Below are 17,884 nucleotides of genomic sequence, written 5' to 3' on the forward strand. Positions count from 1 at the left end.
GGTGGGTCGTGCAGGATTCGAACCTGCGACCAATTGATTAAAAGTCAACTGCTCTACCGACTGAGCTAACGACCCATTTTAAATATCAATGTGATACTGCGAAACAATCTGATGAAGTGGTGGGCGATACCAGATTCGAACTGATGACCCCCTCCTTGTAAGGGAGATGCTCTACCAACTGAGCTAATCGCCCACTTCAATGACTACAACGACATCAATACCACTGATTTATGATTGGTGGGCGATACCAGATTCGAACTGATGACCCCCTCCTTGTAAGGGAGATGCTCTACCAACTGAGCTAATCGCCCAATCAAAAAATCATTTTTTATCACTACATTTATCACTACGAGAGAGATGGTGGGCGATACCAGATTCGAACTGATGACCCCCTCCTTGTAAGGGAGATGCTCTACCAACTGAGCTAATCGCCCGTCGTGATGGAGTCGCATTATAGGGATAGTTCAAGGTGAGTCAACGGTTTTTATTATTAAAATCTTCGTTCGTCGTAAAATTAAACAGAATGAAACAATTATAATCACGTTAGGGTATCATTTAAGCAATAGATATTGGCTTTTCTCAATAACCTACTGTTAACGCCATTGAGGAATTGAAGTGCAGTGATAAAATACCCCCCACTATTGTTACTTTGACCATCCAAAACGTTCTCTAAAAAATGAAACGTAATTAAGGCAATTCCCGATGAGTAAAATGAAAACCCGTTTTGCACCAAGTCCTACTGGCTATCTCCACGTTGGTGGTGCGCGTACTGCTCTTTATTCCTGGTTATACAGTCGCCACAACAAAGGTGAATTTGTACTACGAATTGAAGACACCGATCTGGAGCGTTCCACTCAAGAAGCCATCGATGCAATTATGGACGGAATGAACTGGTTAAATCTGAATTGGGATGAAGGCCCTTATTATCAGACCAAACGTTTCGACCGTTATAACCACGTTATTGATGAAATGCTGGAGCAAGGTACTGCTTACCGCTGCTACTGTTCCAAAGAGCATTTGGAACAACTGCGCGAAACCCAGATGGCGAATGGCGAAAAGCCACGTTATGATGGCTGCTGCCGTGATAGCGAGTGCCAGCATAGCCATGATGAGCCACACGTTGTGCGTTTCCGCAATCCTCAGGAAGGTTCCGTCATTTTTAATGACAGCATCCGTGGCCCAATTGAGTTCAGCAACCAGGAGCTGGACGATTTGATCATTCGCCGTACCGACGGAGCGCCAACTTATAACTTCTGTGTTGTGATTGATGACTGGGATATGGAAATCACGCACGTTGTACGTGGTGAAGACCACATCAATAACACGCCACGCCAGATTAATATTCTGAAAGCCCTAGGTGCTCCTGTTCCAGAATATGCCCACGTTTCCATGATCCTGGGTGATGATAGTAAAAAACTGTCCAAGCGTCATGGCGCGGTCAGTGTGATGCAATACCGTGATGATGGCTATCTGCCGGAAGCGCTGTTGAACTATTTGGTTCGTCTGGGTTGGTCACATGGCGATCAGGAAATTTTCAGCGTTGAAGAAATGGTCAAGCTGTTCAGCCTTGATGCCATCAGCAAATCAGCCAGTGCATTCAATACTGAAAAGCTGCAATGGTTGAACCATCACTACATCAATACCCTGCCAGCTGAACAAGTCGCGGTTCATTTGGCATGGCACATTGAGCAGCAGGGTATCGATACCCGTACTGGCCCAGAACTAGTTGCTCTGATCAAACTACTGGGTGAGCGCTGCAAAACACTGAAAGAAATGGCAGGATCCTGCCGCTACTTCTACGAAGAATTTGCAGAATTTGATGTTGATGCCGCGAAGAAACATCTGCGCCCGGTTGCCCGTCAACCACTGGAAGTTGCGCGTGCGAAACTGGCTGCTATCACTGAATGGACACCAGAGAATATCCATCACGCCATTCAAGCAACGGCTGACGAACTGGAAGTAGGCATGGGTAAAGTCGGTATGCCACTGCGTGTCGCGGTCACCGGTGCCGGCCAATCGCCAAGTGTTGATGTCACTATTCATGCCATCAATCAATCACGTTCATTGTCTCGTATTGATAAAGCATTGACCTATATTGCCCAGCGTGAAGCGCAATAAAACAGCACCGTAAATCGTCATTTATCTAAATGACAAAAAATAATAAAGGCACTCAATTTATTGCAGTGCCTTTATTTTTTACTATCGCAGACGAATATTGATGACTTTTTCAGCACTTACGCAGAGAATATTAATGAATTCGTTGACAGAATTCTCTGGGTTTCATATTATGCGCCCCGTTCCACAGGATTTTGATTTGGGGCTATAGCTCAGCTGGGAGAGCGCTTGCATGGCATGCAAGAGGTCAGCGGTTCGATCCCGCTTAGCTCCACCAAATACTTATCCTTTTCGTAATGAAACACGATAATCAATACTTGGAATTCAAAACCTGAACCACATTTGTGGGGCTATAGCTCAGCTGGGAGAGCGCTTGCATGGCATGCAAGAGGTCAGCGGTTCGATCCCGCTTAGCTCCACCAAAATTTTGAATCCCTGAAGACGCAAGTTTTCAGGGATTTTTCTTATGTGCTTATCTCTGGCGTGTTTATCTCTGCTTGTTATTGTACTGTATGTTTGAGAAGGACAAATGCCGGAGACAAAGAGTGTTTTAGTCACAATTTTTCAATGGCTTGACCAACGAATCCAACCCTTCAATTTTGATGGCAAAAGTCATCTCCATTAACGCCCCAAGTTTGCCTTGTGGAAACTCTCCCTTACGGGCAAACCAGAGTAAATATTCTTCTGGGAGGTCTATCAGCATCCGCCCCTTATATTTTCCGAACGGCATGGCCGTGTTGGCAATCTCCAGTAAATTTTCTTTATTCATCATGTCAGCCTTTTTATAAAGATAGCTCGATATAGATATAAAAGAAAAAGTGGCATCTGCCAAGACGCCACTTTCTATTATCGCATGTGGATGCGAATCAAACTCAATCTACTGAGTCGATTACATGCTTAACACCAACCCTGTAATTGCCGCAGATAAGAAGCTTACCAGCGTTGAACCGAACAGCAATTTCAGACCAAAACGTGCAACAGTATTCCCTTGTTTCTCATTCAGGCCTTTAATAGCTCCAGCCACAATCCCAATTGAGGAGAAGTTTGCAAAGGAAACCAAGAATACTGACAGAATACCTTTTGAACGTTCGCTCAATTGTGCTGCAATATCTTGCAGACCCTGCATTGCGACGAATTCATTGGAAACGAGTTTAGTTGCCATAATGCTGCCTACTTTAAAGGCTTCATCGCTAGGAATACCGATGATCCATGCCAATGGATAGAATACATATCCCAGACATTCTTGGAAGGAGATACCAAATATCATGTCAAAAATCGCATTGATAGCCGCAATCAATGCGATAAAACCAATCAGCATGGCCGTTACGATTAAAGCTATCTTGAAACCCGCCAGAATATATTCGCCCAGCATTTCAAAGAAACTTTGCCCTTCGTGCAGGTTGTTCATTTGGATATCCCCTTCGCTCTCGACAGAGTAAGGGTTGATCAGTGACAGAACGATAAAGGTACTGAACATGTTAAGTACCAGTGCAGCGACTACGTATTTTGCATCCAGCATCGTCATGTAAGCGCCTACGATAGACATAGAAACCGTAGACATTGCCGTCGCCGCCATCGTGTACATGCGACGCTCAGACATCTTATCCAGTACATCTTTATAAGCGACGAAGTTTTCTGACTGCCCCAGAATCAATGAGCTAACCGCATTGAAAGACTCCAGTTTGCCCATGCCATTCACTTTGGACAACACAGTACCAATCACACGAATGATAATTGGCAGCACTTTAATATGTTGCAGGATACCAATCAGAGCAGAAATGAAAATAATCGGGCAAAGGACATTCAAGAAAAAGAAGGCCAGTTTCGCTTCTATCATACCGCCGAAGATAAAGCGGGTTCCTTCCGCTGCATAAGACAACAAGTGGACAAAAAGGTTATCAAACCCTTTGACAAACCCTAACCCAACATCAGAATTCAGGAAAAACCACGCCAGAACGAGTTCAATAACAAGCAACTGAATGATATAGCGAACCCGTATGTCTTTTCGGTTATTACTCGCAAAAATCGCCAGACCGCCAATAACAACTAGAGCAAGGATAAAATGAAAAATATGAGACATAAAAAGAACTCCAGACATGACGAAGTACAAATTTATAATTGCATTTTATGTAATGCATAATAGTAAATTGTGATTATTATCACAATAATTCACTATGTAAACGGAAATAAATTCCCATTTAGCAAACTCGCTCACACTTTAGTCAGGAACGTGTTGGCTGCAATTTGAAGTCTATTGGGTATATTTATTCACCTAACAGACGAAGCATTTCTTCTTCATCAATGACTTCTATTCCCAATTCCGTGGCTTTGACTAATTTAGAACCCGCAGCTTCGCCAGCAATGACTAAATCCGTTTTCTTGGAAACACTGCCTGTCACTTTCGCGCCCAGCGCTGTCAGCTTATCTTTAGCCTCATCCCGGGATAAACGGCTTAGCGAGCCTGTCAAAACCACAATCTTACCAGCAAATGGGTTACCAACTGTGTCTGACTGCAGCGTTTCAACTGATTCCCAGTGAATTCCGATATTGTCAATGAGGTCATCAATCACAGTCTGATTATGCAGTTCGTTAAAGAAATTCACGACGTGGCTAGCAACTACACCCCCCACATCCTGCACCGCGATTAATGCTTCAGTATCTGCTGCTCGCAGTTTTTCTAATGTGGCAAAATATGAAACCAAATTAACTGCGGTCGCTTCCCCGACTTCACGAATTCCCAGAGAATAGATAAAACGAGCGAATGTAGTTTTCTTGGATTTCTCTAAGGCATCAATCACATTCTGAGCAGACTTAGGCCCCATTCGCTCAAGACCCGTTAATTTTCCAGCGGTCAGACGGAAAAGATCGGCAGGTGTTTTGACATATTCTTTATCGACAAGCTGCTCAATGATCTTTTCTCCCATACCATCAACATCCATGGCTCGACGGGAAACGAAATGTTTGAGCGCTTCTTTGCGCTGCGCACCGCAAAACAACCCACCAGTACAACGCGCCACAGACTCCCCTTCGACTCGCTCAATATCCGAGCGACAAACTGGGCAGTATTCAGGAAAAATCACTTCCTGACTTTCGGCTGGCCTTTTATCCTGTACAACACTAACAACTTTTGGGATCACGTCACCCGCACGACGAATAACCACGGTATCCCCAATACGCAGCCCCAAACGTTCAATTTCATCCGCATTGTGCAGTGTGGCATTACTGACTATTACCCCTGCAACTTGCACCGGCTCCAAACGTGCAACAGGTGTGATAGCGCCAGTACGTCCCACTTGAAATTCAACGTCACGCACGATGGTTATCTGTTCCTGAGCAGCAAACTTGAAAGCCGTTGCCCAACGGGGCGCTTTGGCAACAAAACCCAGCGTTTCCTGTAATTCAAGGGAGTCCACTTTGATAACAACGCCATCAATATCAAAACCCAATATCGGGCGCTGCTGCTCAATGTTATGGTAGAAATCGATGACTTGCTGAGTCCCTTGGCATAATTCCACTTTGTCACTGACTGGCAAACCCCATTGTTTGAACTGCATCAGGCGTTCGTAATGGCTCGCCGGCAATTCTCCGCCTTCCAGAACACCTACGCCATAGCAACAAAAGGTCAATGGCCGCTTGGCCGTGATACGAGGATCAAGCTGGCGCAGTGATCCTGCGGCTGCATTACGTGGATTAGCGAATACTTTGTTGCCCTTACGACGCGCTTCGTCATTGAGTTTTTCAAACCCGCCCTGCTTCATGAAAACTTCACCACGAATTTCAACACGAGCTGGAATATTATTCCCCTTTAGGCGCAGAGGAATGGCATGAATAGTACGAACATTGGCGGTGATGTTTTCCCCCGTCGTGCCATCACCACGAGTCGCAGCCTGTACCAATTCACCATCTTCGTACAGTAAGCTAACCGCCAGTCCATCGAGTTTCAATTCACAGCAAAACACCAAATCCCGACTATCTTTCAGACGATCGCGAACACGCTTGTCAAATGCCAGATAACTTTCTTCATCAAAAACATTGTCCAAAGACAGCATCGGGATCTCATGACGAACCTGTTCAAATGCCGTTAATGGTGCCGCACCAACACGCTGGGTTGGAGAGTCCGCCGTAATCAACTCTGGATGCTGCTCTTCCAGTACTTTTAATTCTCGCATTAAGCGATCATATTCTGCATCAGGGATCTCTGGCGCATCCATAACATGATACAAATACTCGTGATGACGCAATGTTGCTCTTAGTTTGTTGATTTTTTCGATAATATTTTCCATAACTTCTCACCAGACATGAAAAACCCCCGGCTAGCGGGGGCTTGGTACTAAAAAAGAAGATTTATTCGCAGGCATTGAGCGTATTGCGAATACGCGCCTTATAGCGTTCGATCATTTGTGGCGTGAGCATTTTTCGCTCACCATCCAACACAACGCCACCCACATCAGAAGCAATCCGCTGTGCTGCCTGCAACATCAGTTTAAAGTTCTGATTAGCATCACCATATGATGGCACAAGCATAAACATGGAAATTCCAGGGGTGCTGAAATCGTCCATGAGTTCTGGATTGAACGAGCCTGGTTTTACCATATTAGCCAGACTGAACAGCACCGCTCCACTGCCCGCCGGGTTCAAATGACGATGAAAGATATTCATATCACCAAACCGGAAGCCAGATTGCAAAATGCTTTGAAGCAGTGCTTCGCCATCAAGCTCCTGACCATGATGGGCAGAGACATGTAATACCAGCACTGTTTCTTTTTTGACTTGCTCAACTTCGCCCACAGTTTCATTTTCCAATACGTTCAGCTGTTCTTCCACAACTGCCGTATTGACAACCGATTCTGCTGCCTCAGCACTCTGCTCAGTAGACTCAAATAAGCTAAGCTGTGGCTCTTCCTGATATTTCTCAACGGTTTTTACTTTTGCCCCTGGTGCTCCAGGTTGCTGATTTGAAAGCAAAGGATCAAAAACCTCATCAAGCGCTACCGCTGATAACTCAGGTGCAGAGCGTTTAATAACAGGCTCTTCGCGATGTTCATTACGAGGCTTGACTGACTCTTGAACATACGATTTTGACGAATTATCAAACAGTTCATCGCCATCATTATCGTCGAGCTCTTCCTGACGCTCCTGTTTATGACGTTTAACTGGGCGATCACGAAAGAGTGACGAACGCTCTTTGCAGCTGGTCCACAACCCATGTAATAGCAAAGCTATTATGGCTATCGCACCAACAACGATTAATATCAGACGCAAATCCTGCATCATTGCTATCTCTGTTGTTTAAATTAATTGCCACCACGGCGGAATATTCTTTAGATAAGAGTATTTGTCAAATAGCACAAGTGCAAGTCTCTACATACTTTTCTTACCATAAAGGAGATATACCCTGTTTTTTCGGATATTTTTTACACACAAAACTACTGGTCAGTAGAAAATCCTGCCTATATCATACCGTCTCAATCATCTAGGAGAGAATAAGAAAATATGACGAATTCGACAAAACTGCCAAAACATTTGAGCGGGTTTCATTATATTGCACAAGGTTGGCATCTGATAACCCGCCCCGGCATCAAGAGATTCGTTTTATTACCCTTACTGGCCAATATCTTATTGCTGGGTGGTTCATTCTGGTGGTTGTACCATAAACTGGATGGCTGGATACTATGGGCGCTCGATAAAATACCAGATTGGATGCAATGGCTGAGTTATTTGCTGTGGCCACTGGCTGTCGTCTCGATTTTGCTGATTTTTACCTATTTTTTCAGCATGCTGGCTAATTTTATTGCTTCACCATTCAATGGATTACTGGCCGAAAAATTGGAAGCTGAATTAACTGGCATTCCAGCGCCGAACACTAGCATGGTCGATTTGATAAAAGATACGTCCCGTATTTTAAAACGCGAGGTAGTAAAGATCCTCTACTATATTCCGCGTGCGCTCGTACTGCTGTTGCTATATTTCATTCCAGGTATTGGTCAAACCATCGCTCCTGTCCTCTGGTTTATTTTCAGTGCCTGGATGTTGGCTATCCAATACTGCGATTATCCGTTTGATAATCACAAAGTTAGTTTTTCTACTATGCGCAGTACCCTGCGACAAAACAAAATTGACAATCTTCAATTTGGTGCAGCCGTTAGTGTATTGACCATAATCCCGGTAGTAAACCTGTTCATTATGCCCGTTGCAGTCTGTGGAGCTACAGCCATGTGGGTTGACCGCTATCGTGCTCAACACGCTTGACACCATAACGCATCCCATTAAACCACTTTTTCCTTTTTAAATAACACCATGCCCTGATGTATCAAAAATACACCGGGGTTTTGTGTTAGCCATTACCTTTAATTAACTGTAACCATCACGGCGCAGAAATAACTATATAAAATCATAAATGGCGGAATAGTTATTCTTATCATAAACAAAGTAAATAATATAAAAAATCAACGAATATTCTTTTATATAATAAGAATAGACTTAAACTCTATTTCCATAAATAAGATGTTAGCGTATGGTTATCCGATGTTTAAGGGTATTTAAGGGGCAATCGAATAATGAGCAAAATTTATGAAGACAATTCGTTGACTATTGGTCACACTCCACTCGTACGTTTAAAACATTTTGGTAATGGCCGCATTCTGGCAAAGATAGAATCCCGCAATCCAAGTTTCAGCGTGAAATGCCGAATCGGTGCCAACATGATTTGGGACGCTGAAAAACGTGGCATCCTGACCAAAGATAAAGAACTTATTGAACCAACCAGTGGCAACACCGGTATTGCTCTTGCTTACGTTGCGGCTGCCCGTGGCTATAAGCTGACCCTTACTATGCCTGAAACCATGAGTCTTGAGCGCCGCAAGCTGCTGAAAGCGCTGGGAGCCAGTCTGGTGCTGACCGAAGGCGCGAAAGGCATGAAAGGTGCCATTGATAAAGCTGACGAAATCCGTGATAGCGATCCAGACCGTTATATTCTCCTACAACAATTCAGTAATCCGGCGAACCCTGAAATTCATGAAAAAACCACAGGCCCAGAAATCTGGGAAGCTACCGATGGCGATATCGGTGCTTTCGTTGCAGGCGTAGGGACTGGAGGCACAATCACAGGGGTTGCTCGTTACCTGAAAAATACACAAGCCGCACAAGTCACTATCGTTGCTGTAGAGCCAGAAGATTCTCCTGTGATCGGCCAGAAACTTGCTGGTGAAGAACTTAAGCCTGGCCCACACAAGATACAGGGAATTGGGGCTGGTTTCATCCCTGATAACTTGGATTTAACATTAGTTGACCGTGTGTTTAAAGTCAGTAATGAAGAAGCCATTAAAACAGCGAGAGAACTCGCTGAAAAAGAAGGAATTCTTGCTGGAATTTCCTCAGGAGCCGCTGTCGCTGCCGCCGTCAGGTTATCTCAGGAAGACGAATATAAAGATAAAAATATCGTGGTTATTTTGCCTTCTTCGGCTGAACGTTATCTCAGTACCGCCCTGTTTGCCGACTTAGCCAATGATTAAAAATCACTCTGACTTTTTTCAATTTCATTGACAAAAAAGCACCTTAAGGGTGCTTTTTTGTGCATCAGATCAAAGTTTAAAACTTTCCTAGATGATTTATTCAAGTAGCTTTAGTATTTAACCAGTAATTATTTTGATGCACGAAATTAATCGCTGAGCCAGAATGAAAAGCACCATCCAATTCAACAAATACTCGGATAGTGTGTATTAACATAAAACCAACAATTGAATGCATCGAGTGTGTTAATTTTTTGATAATGCCTAAATACACCTTATTTCATTATCAATTTAACGGTTGTACAAGCCAAAGCGGGTTCAGCTACACTAGCTTTAGAATTTTCTAGGGCTTATCAACGAATATTTAAGTTATTGAGGAAATACTATGTTCCAGCAAGAAGTCACTATTACTGCACCAAATGGCCTCCATACTCGCCCTGCTGCGCAGTTCGTCAAAGAAGCAAAAGGTTTCTCTTCTGACATCACTCTTACTTCTGGTGGCAAATCTGCCAGTGCGAAAAGCCTGTTTAAGCTGCAAACGCTGGGACTGACTCAAGGTACTGCTGTAACAATTTCCGCTGACGGCGAAGATGAACAGCATGCTGTTGAACATTTAGTTAAGCTGATGGGTGAATTGGAATAATTGCCCGCTTAATAAAGCCAATTTGTTTCATTTCACCGAGTTCCATCCCCAGATAAATAAAATCTGGGGATATTTAGAGCCTCCCCCTTGAAGGCTTAATGGAAGGTAATCACCCGCAGTAAGGTCATATAGTATGATTTCAGGCATCTTAGTATCACCAGGCATTGCTTTCGGCAAGGCATTATTGCTGAAAGAAGACCCCATCATTATCAATCAGAAAAAAATTACTACAGAACAAACCGAACAAGAAATTTCCCGTTTTAAACAGGGTCGAGACAAATCTTCCGTACAGTTAGAAATAATTAGAAAAACAGCCGAAAAAAATCTGGGTGCAGAAAAGGCTGAGATCTTCGAAGGCCATATCATGTTGCTGGAAGACGAAGAGCTGGAACAGGAAATTGTTACCCTGATTAAGAAAAATCTGGCAACAGCAGATGCCGCTGTTTATTCCGTTATTGAAGATCAGGCCAAAGCACTGGAAGAACTAGATGATGAATATTTGAAAGAGCGTGCGGCCGATGTTCGCGATATTGGTAAACGCCTGCTGAAAAATATTCTGGGTATGCCGATTATCGATTTAGGCACTATTGAAGAAGAAGCTATCCTCATTGCCAATGACTTAACTCCATCGGAAACCGCCCAACTCAATCTGGATAAAGTGCTGGGTTTCATCACTGATTTGGGTGGCCGAACATCCCATACCTCGATTATGGCTCGCTCTCTGGAATTACCCGCAATCGTCGGTACTACCAACGCAACAACTCAAATCAAAAATGGCAGTTACCTGATTCTGGATGCGGTTAATAACCAGATTTATGTGAACCCGTCTAATGCCGAAATCGATCAACTGAAAAAGGCAAAAAACGAGTATCTGTCAGAAAAAACAGAACTGGCAAAACTGAAAGATTTACCTGCTATTACACTGGATGGCCATCAAGTTGAAGTTTGTGCCAATATCGGTACAGTTCGTGATGTCATGGGTGCAGAGCGCAACGGCGCCGAAGGTGTAGGCCTATACCGCACCGAATTCCTGTTTATGGATCGCGATACGCTGCCTACTGAAGACGAGCAGTTTGAGGCATATAAAGCGGTTGCAGAAGCCGTTGGCAACCAAGCCATCATTATCCGTACTATGGATATCGGCGGTGATAAAGATTTGCCTTACATGAACCTGCCAAAAGAAGAGAACCCATTCCTTGGCTGGCGTGCAATTCGGATTTGCCTTGATCGTAAAGAAATCTTACATTCTCAATTGCGTGCTATCCTGCGAGCCTCTGCATTTGGTAAACTCCGCGTTATGTTCCCAATGATTATTTCAGTTGAGGAAATTAGGGAGCTAAAAGCAGAACTGGCGTTGCTCAAAAACCAGTTACGTGATGAAAACAAAGCATTTGATGAATCTATTGAAGTCGGCATCATGGTGGAAACACCCGCTGCTGCAACCATTGCTCATCATCTTGCAAAAGAAGTTGACTTTTTTAGTATTGGGACAAACGATCTAACTCAGTATACTCTTGCGGTAGACCGTGGTAATAAGCTGATTTCTCATCTTTATAACCCAATGTCACCAGCGGTGTTAAGCCTCATCAAACAGGTTATTGATGCCTCACACGCAGAAGGTAAATGGACGGGCATGTGTGGAGAGCTAGCGGGTGATGAACGCGCTACGCTGTTGCTTTTAGGCATGGGATTGGATGAGTTCAGCATGAGCGCGATATCAATCCCGGGCATCAAGAAAATCATTCGTAATACTAATTACGATGATGCGAAAGCGCTGGCAGAGCAAGCCTTATCTCAGCCGACTGCACAGGAATTGATGGATTTGGTTGACACCTTTACCAGAGAAAAAACACTCTGCTAGCTACGTCAGCCAAAACACGGTCCCATTAAAACAATTAGGAGAAGATTCATGGGTCTGCTTGATAAACTGAAATCTCTGGTTTCAGATGATAAAAAAAACAGCGGCAGTATTGAGATTATCGCCCCATTGTCAGGTGAAATAGTCAATATCGAAGATGTTCCAGATGTTGTTTTTGCCGAAAAAATCGTTGGGGATGGTATCGCGATTAAACCTGCCGGCAACAAAATTGTCGCTCCTGTTGATGGCACCATTGGTAAAATCTTCGAAACTAACCATGCTTTTTCTATCGAATCTGATAGCGGGGTTGAACTGTTCGTTCATTTTGGTATTGATACCGTTGAGCTGAAAGGTGCAGGCTTTAAACGCATTGCCGAAGAAGGTCAACGAGTACAGAAAGGCGATCTGGTTTTAGAGTTTGATCTGGCATTTCTGGAAGAAAGGGCTAAATCAACATTAACTCCTGTTGTTATTTCTAACATGGACGAAATTAAAGAATTGTCTAAAGTGAGTGGATCTGTAGTTGTAGGTGAATCTGTCATCATGCGTATCAAAAAATAACAGAAAAATCATCGGGAACACGTTTTCCGCTCTTTTCCTGTTTGCAGATCCTGCTTATTTGCGGATGGTTGATGAATCGCCACTGTTTTATCAGGTATTTTACCGATTAAGCCTAATAATACAGGGGCGATTTTTTTGTGGTTTGCTGCTCAGTCAAAAAACGACGTTTAATGCCAAATAACATATACCCAAAGGGGGTAGGCGTTTAATTAAATACCCCAGTAGATAAATACCTGTCACCACGATCACAGACAATCGCTACAATGACCGCCCCTGGATTTTTAGCCGCAATGCGCAGTGCCCCTGAAACAGCACCGCCAGAACTGACACCACAAAAAATGCCTTCTTTCTGCGCCAATAGCCGCATTGTCGTTTCGGCTTCCATTTGCGTGATATCCAAAAGCTGGTCCACCAACTCTTTTTTGTAAATACCGGGCATATAAGCGGGAGACCAACGGCGAATACCGGGGATCTGGCTATTTTCTGCAGGCTGCAATCCCGTAGTGTGCACTTTATCTGATTGAGATTTCAGGTAGCGGCTCACTCCTATAATTGTCCCCGTCGTTCCCATACTGGAAACAAAATGCGTTATGCGTCCCTGCGTTTGCTGCCAGATTTCCGGGCCAGTTGTATTGAAGTGCGCCAGTGCATTATCCATATTATTAAACTGGTCAAGAACCTTCCCTTCTCCCTCTTGTTCCATTTTCTGCGCTAAGTCCCGTGCACCTTCCATGCCTAATTCTTTACTGACCAAAATCAATTCTGCACCGTAAGCCCGCATTGATGCCTGCCGTTCAAGACTCATATTTTCAGGCATTAATAATTTCAATTTATAATTTTTAACTGCCGCAATCATAGCCAGTGCAATGCCAGTATTGCCACTCGTTGCTTCTATGAGCACATCTCCCGGCGCAATTTCTCCCCGTAATTCAGCCTGCTGGATCATTGAAAATGCAGCCCTGTCTTTCACGGAACCAGCAGGATTGTTACCTTCCAGTTTTACCCAAATTTCCGCATCAACACTTTCAGTGAGTCGTTGTAATTTAACCAGCGGAGTATTGCCTATAAAATCTTCCAAGCTTGCCACAGCATTACCTAATTCATATGAGAGTGGACAACAAAATAATCATATTCAGAAAACTGTAGCAAGATCTTAAACAAAAAATACCCGCTCCCCCAAATGACGAGAGACGGGTTGACGGTAATAAAATATAGTTAAATCAAGCTGATTCAGCGAGTCTGAGCACTTTTAATGACAAGTCACCTGCATACAGTCTAGCTCCAGTACCCCCCATAAAATACTGATTTCCCCTAACTGGAACGGGTGAATTACCCTGCCAGATAACCGATAAGAGGTCTTTTCCCCACCCCACCGGCAAGACAGACAACAAAGAAAAATGGCCACGCGGACTGATTTCCACAATTTGAACAGGTAAAGGACAAGATGCAGTTTGTTGGGTACTAAGAGTCATTTCCCATGGGCGGAAAAACACGTCAACATTCCCCTGATGTAATGGTGTCACATTCAATGGAAAAATTTTTCCCCCAATCCATAATTGGGAACCTTTGATTTCACCGTGTAATTGATTGACCTCTCCCATGAATTCAAGCACAAAACGGCTTTCTGGCTCTCGCCACACCTGTTGCGGCGTACCAACTTGCTCAATACACCCTTGATTCATCACCACCACTCTATCCGCTACCTCCATCGCTTCTTCCTGATCATGGGTAACGAATACACTGGTAAATTTCAGTTCTTCATGAAGTTGCCGTAACCAGCGGCGCAACTCCATGCGTACCTGTGCATCCAAAGCACCAAACGGCTCATCCAGCAACAGGATCTGCGGTTCCACTGCCAATGCTCTTGCTAATGCCACACGCTGTTTCTGCCCACCAGACAGTTGTGACGGGTAACGATCAGCAAGGTGGGATAACTGAACCATATCAAGCAATGCCATCACCTTACTGCGGAGCGCCTCACCACTCAGGCGTTGACGACGTGGAAGCACAGTCAAACCAAAAGCGACGTTATCAAAAACGTTCATATGGCGAAATAGGGCGTAATGCTGGAATACAAAGCCAACTCGCCGATCTTTCGCATGCACTCGACTGACATCCTGACCATTAAACTTCAACTGCCCTGCACTTTGCTGCTCAAGCCCCGCGATAATCCTCAGGAGCGTCGTTTTACCAGAACCGGACGGGCCAAGTAGTGCAACCATTTCACCAGATTCAATACCTAGTGAAATCTCACTCAGTATCTGGACTCGGCCAAAAGACTTGTTGATTTTACTGATTTCAATACTCATATCTTGCTCCTGATCTCCCGTTACTGGTGGCTTAAGCGCCACTGAACAGCACTTTTGACCATCAGAGTGATAATCGCCATCACTGCCAATAAAGCCGCAGCCGTAAATGCACCCACGGTGTTGTAATCCTGGTACAGCAGCTCAACCTGCAAAGGCAGCGTATAGGTTTCACCCCGAATCGCCCCTGATACCACAGAAACTGCGCCAAATTCCCCAATCGCCCGAGCATTGGTCAAAACGATGCCATATAGCAATGCCCAGCGAATATTCGGTAATGTCACACGCCAGAACATCTTCCAACCAGAAGCGCCCAGCAATATTGCAGCCTCATCTTCCTGACTACCCTGACTTAACATCACCGGCACCAACTCACGGACAACAAATGGGCATGTCACAAATACCGTCACCAGTACCATACCCGGCCATGAAAACATTAATTGAATGTCATAAGAACCCAGCCAGCTCCCCATCCAACCATTGACACCGTAAAACAGCAGATAAAGCAGCCCTGCCACAACAGGCGAAACAGCAAACGGAATATCGATCAGTGTCAGCAATAACTGCCTGCCGGGAAACTGGAATCGAGTGACTAGCCAAGCGGTCATCACACCAAAAATCAGATTGATAGGGACTGTGATAAGCGCAATCATCACCGTCAGCCAGATAGCATGCAGCATATCGGGATCAAAAAGATTCTGTTTAACGAGATCGAACCCTTTCGAAAAAGCGGTCAAAAAAATCCACATTATCGGGATTACCAGCATCAGAGTAGAAACGAGTATGCCCGTACCAATCAGTACCCATTTTCCCCAGTTGATAGAAGAGCGCTGTGCCACTGTGTATTCAGAGAATTCAGTCATCAATGCCCACCGATCCGTTTACCAAACCGACTCTGCAATATATTGACGCTAAACAGCAGTAACAACGATGCCGCAAGGATCACCGAAGCAATCGCGCTAGCAGCCGGATAATCAAATTCTTGCAGACGGACGAAAATCATCAGGGAAACCACTTCTGTTTGCCATGCAATATTGCCTGCAATAAAAATGACTGCCCCAAACTCCCCCAAGCTGCGAGTGAAAGAGAGTACGGTTCCGGCCATCAATGCGGGTGAAACTTCAGGCAGGATAACTCGCCGGAAAGTCTGCCAGCGGCTAGCGCCCAATGTCTGCGCCGCTTCCTCATATTCGGGGCCAAGTTCTTCAAGAACGGGCTGCACTGTGCGGACGACAAACGGTAGGCTTGTAAATGCCATCGCAACTGCAATTCCCAGCCAAGTATTCACTACCTTGATGTTAAAATTGCTCAGCCAAGCGCCATACCACCCTGTTGCAGAGAACAGGGTGGCCAGAGTTAAGCCTGCCACGGCAGTCGGCAAAGCAAATGGCAAATCCATCAACCCGTCAAGCAAACTGCGACCAGGAAAGTGATAACGAGTCAGTATCCACGCCATCAACATCCCGAAAACCATGTTGAACAAACTGGCCGCAGCAGCGGCCAGCAATGTAACCTGATAAGCGGCAACAACCTGCGGATTTACAATCACCTGCCAATATTGAGCCCATGTCATACTCGAAAGCTGTACGGCCAGAGCGCTTAATGGCAATAACAAGATCAGACAGGTATAAAACAGGCTACTGCCCAAACTCAGCCCAAATCCGGGCAGTACGCGTTTACCGGATGCCACTAACATCATTTATGTCCTTCCGCCAATAACTGATCCAACATACCGCCCGTGTTGAAGTGTGTTTTCATCACCTGCGGCCAGCTACCGAATTGTTCTTCCAGACGAAACAGTCTGGTTTCAGGAAAACGAGGTTTCTGTGCTTCCATGACGTTTTTATCATTTACACGATAATTGAAGCTCACAATGATCTGCTGCGCTGCGGGGCTATAAAGGTAATTCAAATAAGCTTTGGCCACGGCTTCAGTTCCATTTTTGCGAACATTTTTATCAACCCAAGCCACAGGAAACTCAGCCAAAATATCTACCGGAGGCACAATGATTTCATAATTATCTGCACCATACTGTTTACGAATGTTATTGACTTCAGATTCAAAACTAATCAAAACATCGCCCAGACTCCGTTCAATAAATGAAGTCGTTGCACCCCGCCCCCCAGTATCAAATACCGCTACGTTTTGCAAAAGACGCCGCATCAGTTGGCGAACTTTCACCGGGTTCTGCTCATTTTGCTGTTGGAAAGCGCCCCATGCCGCCAGATAGGTATAACGCCCATTACCCGACGTTTTCGGGTTTGGAAAAATCAACTTCACATCATGACGCACCAAATCATCCCAAGTATGGATCTGTTTGGGATTATCTTTGCGAACCAGAAAAGTCATAGTGGAATAGTAAGGTGAACTGTTACTTGGCAGGCGCTGCTGCCAGTCAGCAGGAATAAGATTGCCGCGATCATGCAGGATCTGAACATCCGTCACCTGATTGTACGTCACGACATCAGCCCGTAACCCCTGTAGAATACTCAATGCCTGTTTGGATGAACCTGCATGGGATTGCTTAATAATTAATTTATCCTGTGGATGCTGTGCATTCCATTGTTTTTCAAATTGAGGGTTCAAGGTAGAAAATAACTCTCGCGAAATATCGTAAGAACTATTCAATAATCCGACAGCATAAGCGTTGGCACTATAGGCGCTGATAAGACCCAAAAGTGCTACTGCAACCAACCCGCTCAATAATTTATTGTTTATTGCCACTGTTTTCATCCAACACCTTACCCGTGACGCCTATTCAACAACGATTTCTTCATACTGTATCCAGAATATTTATAACAGGGTAGTTTACTATCCCCTGTTTTATATACCGAGTTTTTATGAGAAATGATGAAACGCGATAAGCTATAGGAAATGTAGGGGTTATCAATTC

15 protein-coding genes and 6 tRNA genes are annotated in these 17,884 nt (G+C 44.5%); 8 read left to right on the forward strand and 13 right to left on the reverse strand.

Annotated features, from left to right (window positions below; all coding sequences use genetic code 11):
- Positions 1-2 precede the first annotated feature (2 nt).
- The 4 genes from NXS07_RS08570 to NXS07_RS08585 form a co-directional block, all read right to left on the reverse strand.
- Positions 3-75 (reverse strand) — tRNA-Lys (locus tag NXS07_RS08570).
- Positions 76-117: 42 nt separating this feature from the next.
- A tRNA-Val gene (locus NXS07_RS08575) sits at positions 118-193 on the reverse strand.
- Between the two features lie 42 nt (positions 194-235).
- Positions 236-311, reverse strand: a tRNA-Val gene (locus NXS07_RS08580).
- 47 nt (positions 312-358) lie between these two features.
- Positions 359-434: transfer RNA gene (locus NXS07_RS08585), tRNA-Val, on the reverse strand.
- 268 nt (positions 435-702) lie between these two features.
- Here NXS07_RS08585 and gltX point away from each other — a divergent pair.
- The 3 genes from gltX to NXS07_RS08600 all read left to right on the forward strand — a co-directional run bounded on the left by gltX (position 703) and on the right by NXS07_RS08600 (position 2,537).
- On the forward strand, positions 703-2,118 hold the full coding sequence (gltX, locus tag NXS07_RS08590) for a glutamate--tRNA ligase (RefSeq protein WP_046336588.1): 1,416 nt from the start codon (positions 703-705) through the stop codon (positions 2,116-2,118).
- A gap of 198 nt (positions 2,119-2,316) precedes the next feature.
- A tRNA-Ala gene (locus NXS07_RS08595) sits at positions 2,317-2,392 on the forward strand.
- A 69-nt stretch (positions 2,393-2,461) separates the two neighbouring features.
- Positions 2,462-2,537, forward strand: a tRNA-Ala gene (locus NXS07_RS08600).
- Positions 2,538-2,665: 128 nt separating this feature from the next.
- Here the strand turns inward: NXS07_RS08600 and NXS07_RS08605 are convergent.
- From NXS07_RS08605 to zipA, 4 genes are all read right to left on the reverse strand, one after another.
- Entirely contained in the window at positions 2,666-2,884 is a 219-nt protein-coding gene (locus tag NXS07_RS08605) for a DUF3820 family protein (RefSeq protein WP_258086550.1), read from the reverse strand.
- Positions 2,885-3,004: 120 nt separating this feature from the next.
- Positions 3,005-4,195, reverse strand: coding sequence for a NupC/NupG family nucleoside CNT transporter (locus NXS07_RS08610; RefSeq protein WP_238125617.1), 1,191 nt, complete (start codon positions 4,193-4,195; stop codon positions 3,005-3,007).
- 184 nt (positions 4,196-4,379) lie between these two features.
- On the reverse strand, positions 4,380-6,398 hold the full coding sequence (gene ligA / locus NXS07_RS08615; RefSeq protein WP_258086551.1) for an NAD-dependent DNA ligase LigA: 2,019 nt from the start codon (positions 6,396-6,398) through the stop codon (positions 4,380-4,382).
- A 61-nt stretch (positions 6,399-6,459) separates the two neighbouring features.
- A complete protein-coding gene (gene zipA, locus NXS07_RS08620; RefSeq protein WP_258086552.1) occupies positions 6,460-7,389 on the reverse strand; it encodes a cell division protein ZipA in 930 nt (309 codons plus the stop codon).
- A 219-nt stretch (positions 7,390-7,608) separates the two neighbouring features.
- Between zipA and cysZ the strand changes: the two genes are divergently transcribed.
- The 5 genes from cysZ (at position 7,609) to crr (ending at position 12,685) form a co-directional block, all read left to right on the forward strand.
- On the forward strand, positions 7,609-8,364 hold the full coding sequence (cysZ, locus tag NXS07_RS08625) for a sulfate transporter CysZ (protein WP_038224424.1): 756 nt from the start codon (positions 7,609-7,611) through the stop codon (positions 8,362-8,364).
- Positions 8,365-8,672: 308 nt separating this feature from the next.
- Positions 8,673-9,626, forward strand: a complete 954-nt coding sequence (gene cysK / locus NXS07_RS08630) for a cysteine synthase A (RefSeq protein WP_038224426.1) — start codon at positions 8,673-8,675, stop codon at positions 9,624-9,626.
- A 382-nt stretch (positions 9,627-10,008) separates the two neighbouring features.
- Complete coding sequence (gene ptsH / locus NXS07_RS08635; protein WP_038196259.1) at positions 10,009-10,266, forward strand: phosphocarrier protein Hpr; 258 nt, start codon at positions 10,009-10,011, stop codon at positions 10,264-10,266.
- Between the two features lie 133 nt (positions 10,267-10,399).
- Entirely contained in the window at positions 10,400-12,127 is a 1,728-nt protein-coding gene (ptsI, locus tag NXS07_RS08640) for a phosphoenolpyruvate-protein phosphotransferase PtsI (protein ID WP_038224429.1), read from the forward strand.
- Positions 12,128-12,175: 48 nt separating this feature from the next.
- A complete protein-coding gene (gene crr / locus NXS07_RS08645; protein ID WP_038186854.1) occupies positions 12,176-12,685 on the forward strand; it encodes a PTS glucose transporter subunit IIA in 510 nt (169 codons plus the stop codon).
- A gap of 205 nt (positions 12,686-12,890) precedes the next feature.
- On the opposite strand, the gene cysM is transcribed toward crr, so the two are convergent.
- The 5 genes from cysM to NXS07_RS08670 form a co-directional block, all read right to left on the reverse strand.
- Positions 12,891-13,772 (reverse strand): cysteine synthase CysM, encoded by an 882-nt coding sequence (cysM, locus tag NXS07_RS08650; RefSeq protein ID WP_038205513.1) that lies wholly within the window; start codon positions 13,770-13,772, stop codon positions 12,891-12,893.
- 133 nt (positions 13,773-13,905) lie between these two features.
- Positions 13,906-14,994, reverse strand: a complete 1,089-nt coding sequence (gene cysA, locus NXS07_RS08655; RefSeq protein ID WP_238125623.1) for a sulfate/thiosulfate ABC transporter ATP-binding protein CysA — start codon at positions 14,992-14,994, stop codon at positions 13,906-13,908.
- A gap of 20 nt (positions 14,995-15,014) precedes the next feature.
- Positions 15,015-15,854, reverse strand: a complete 840-nt coding sequence (gene cysW, locus NXS07_RS08660; RefSeq protein WP_238125624.1) for a sulfate/thiosulfate ABC transporter permease CysW — start codon at positions 15,852-15,854, stop codon at positions 15,015-15,017.
- Complete coding sequence (cysT, locus tag NXS07_RS08665; protein WP_258086563.1) at positions 15,854-16,687, reverse strand: sulfate/thiosulfate ABC transporter permease CysT; 834 nt, start codon at positions 16,685-16,687, stop codon at positions 15,854-15,856. Before cysT ends, cysW begins: the two co-directional genes overlap by 1 nt.
- Complete coding sequence (locus NXS07_RS08670; RefSeq protein WP_038224437.1) at positions 16,687-17,724, reverse strand: sulfate ABC transporter substrate-binding protein; 1,038 nt, start codon at positions 17,722-17,724, stop codon at positions 16,687-16,689. Before NXS07_RS08670 ends, cysT begins: the two co-directional genes overlap by 1 nt.
- Positions 17,725-17,884 lie beyond the last annotated feature (160 nt).

Origin of the sequence: Xenorhabdus bovienii (genome assembly GCF_024721015.1) — a bacterium.
GTDB lineage: Bacteria > Pseudomonadota > Gammaproteobacteria > Enterobacterales > Enterobacteriaceae > Xenorhabdus > Xenorhabdus bovienii.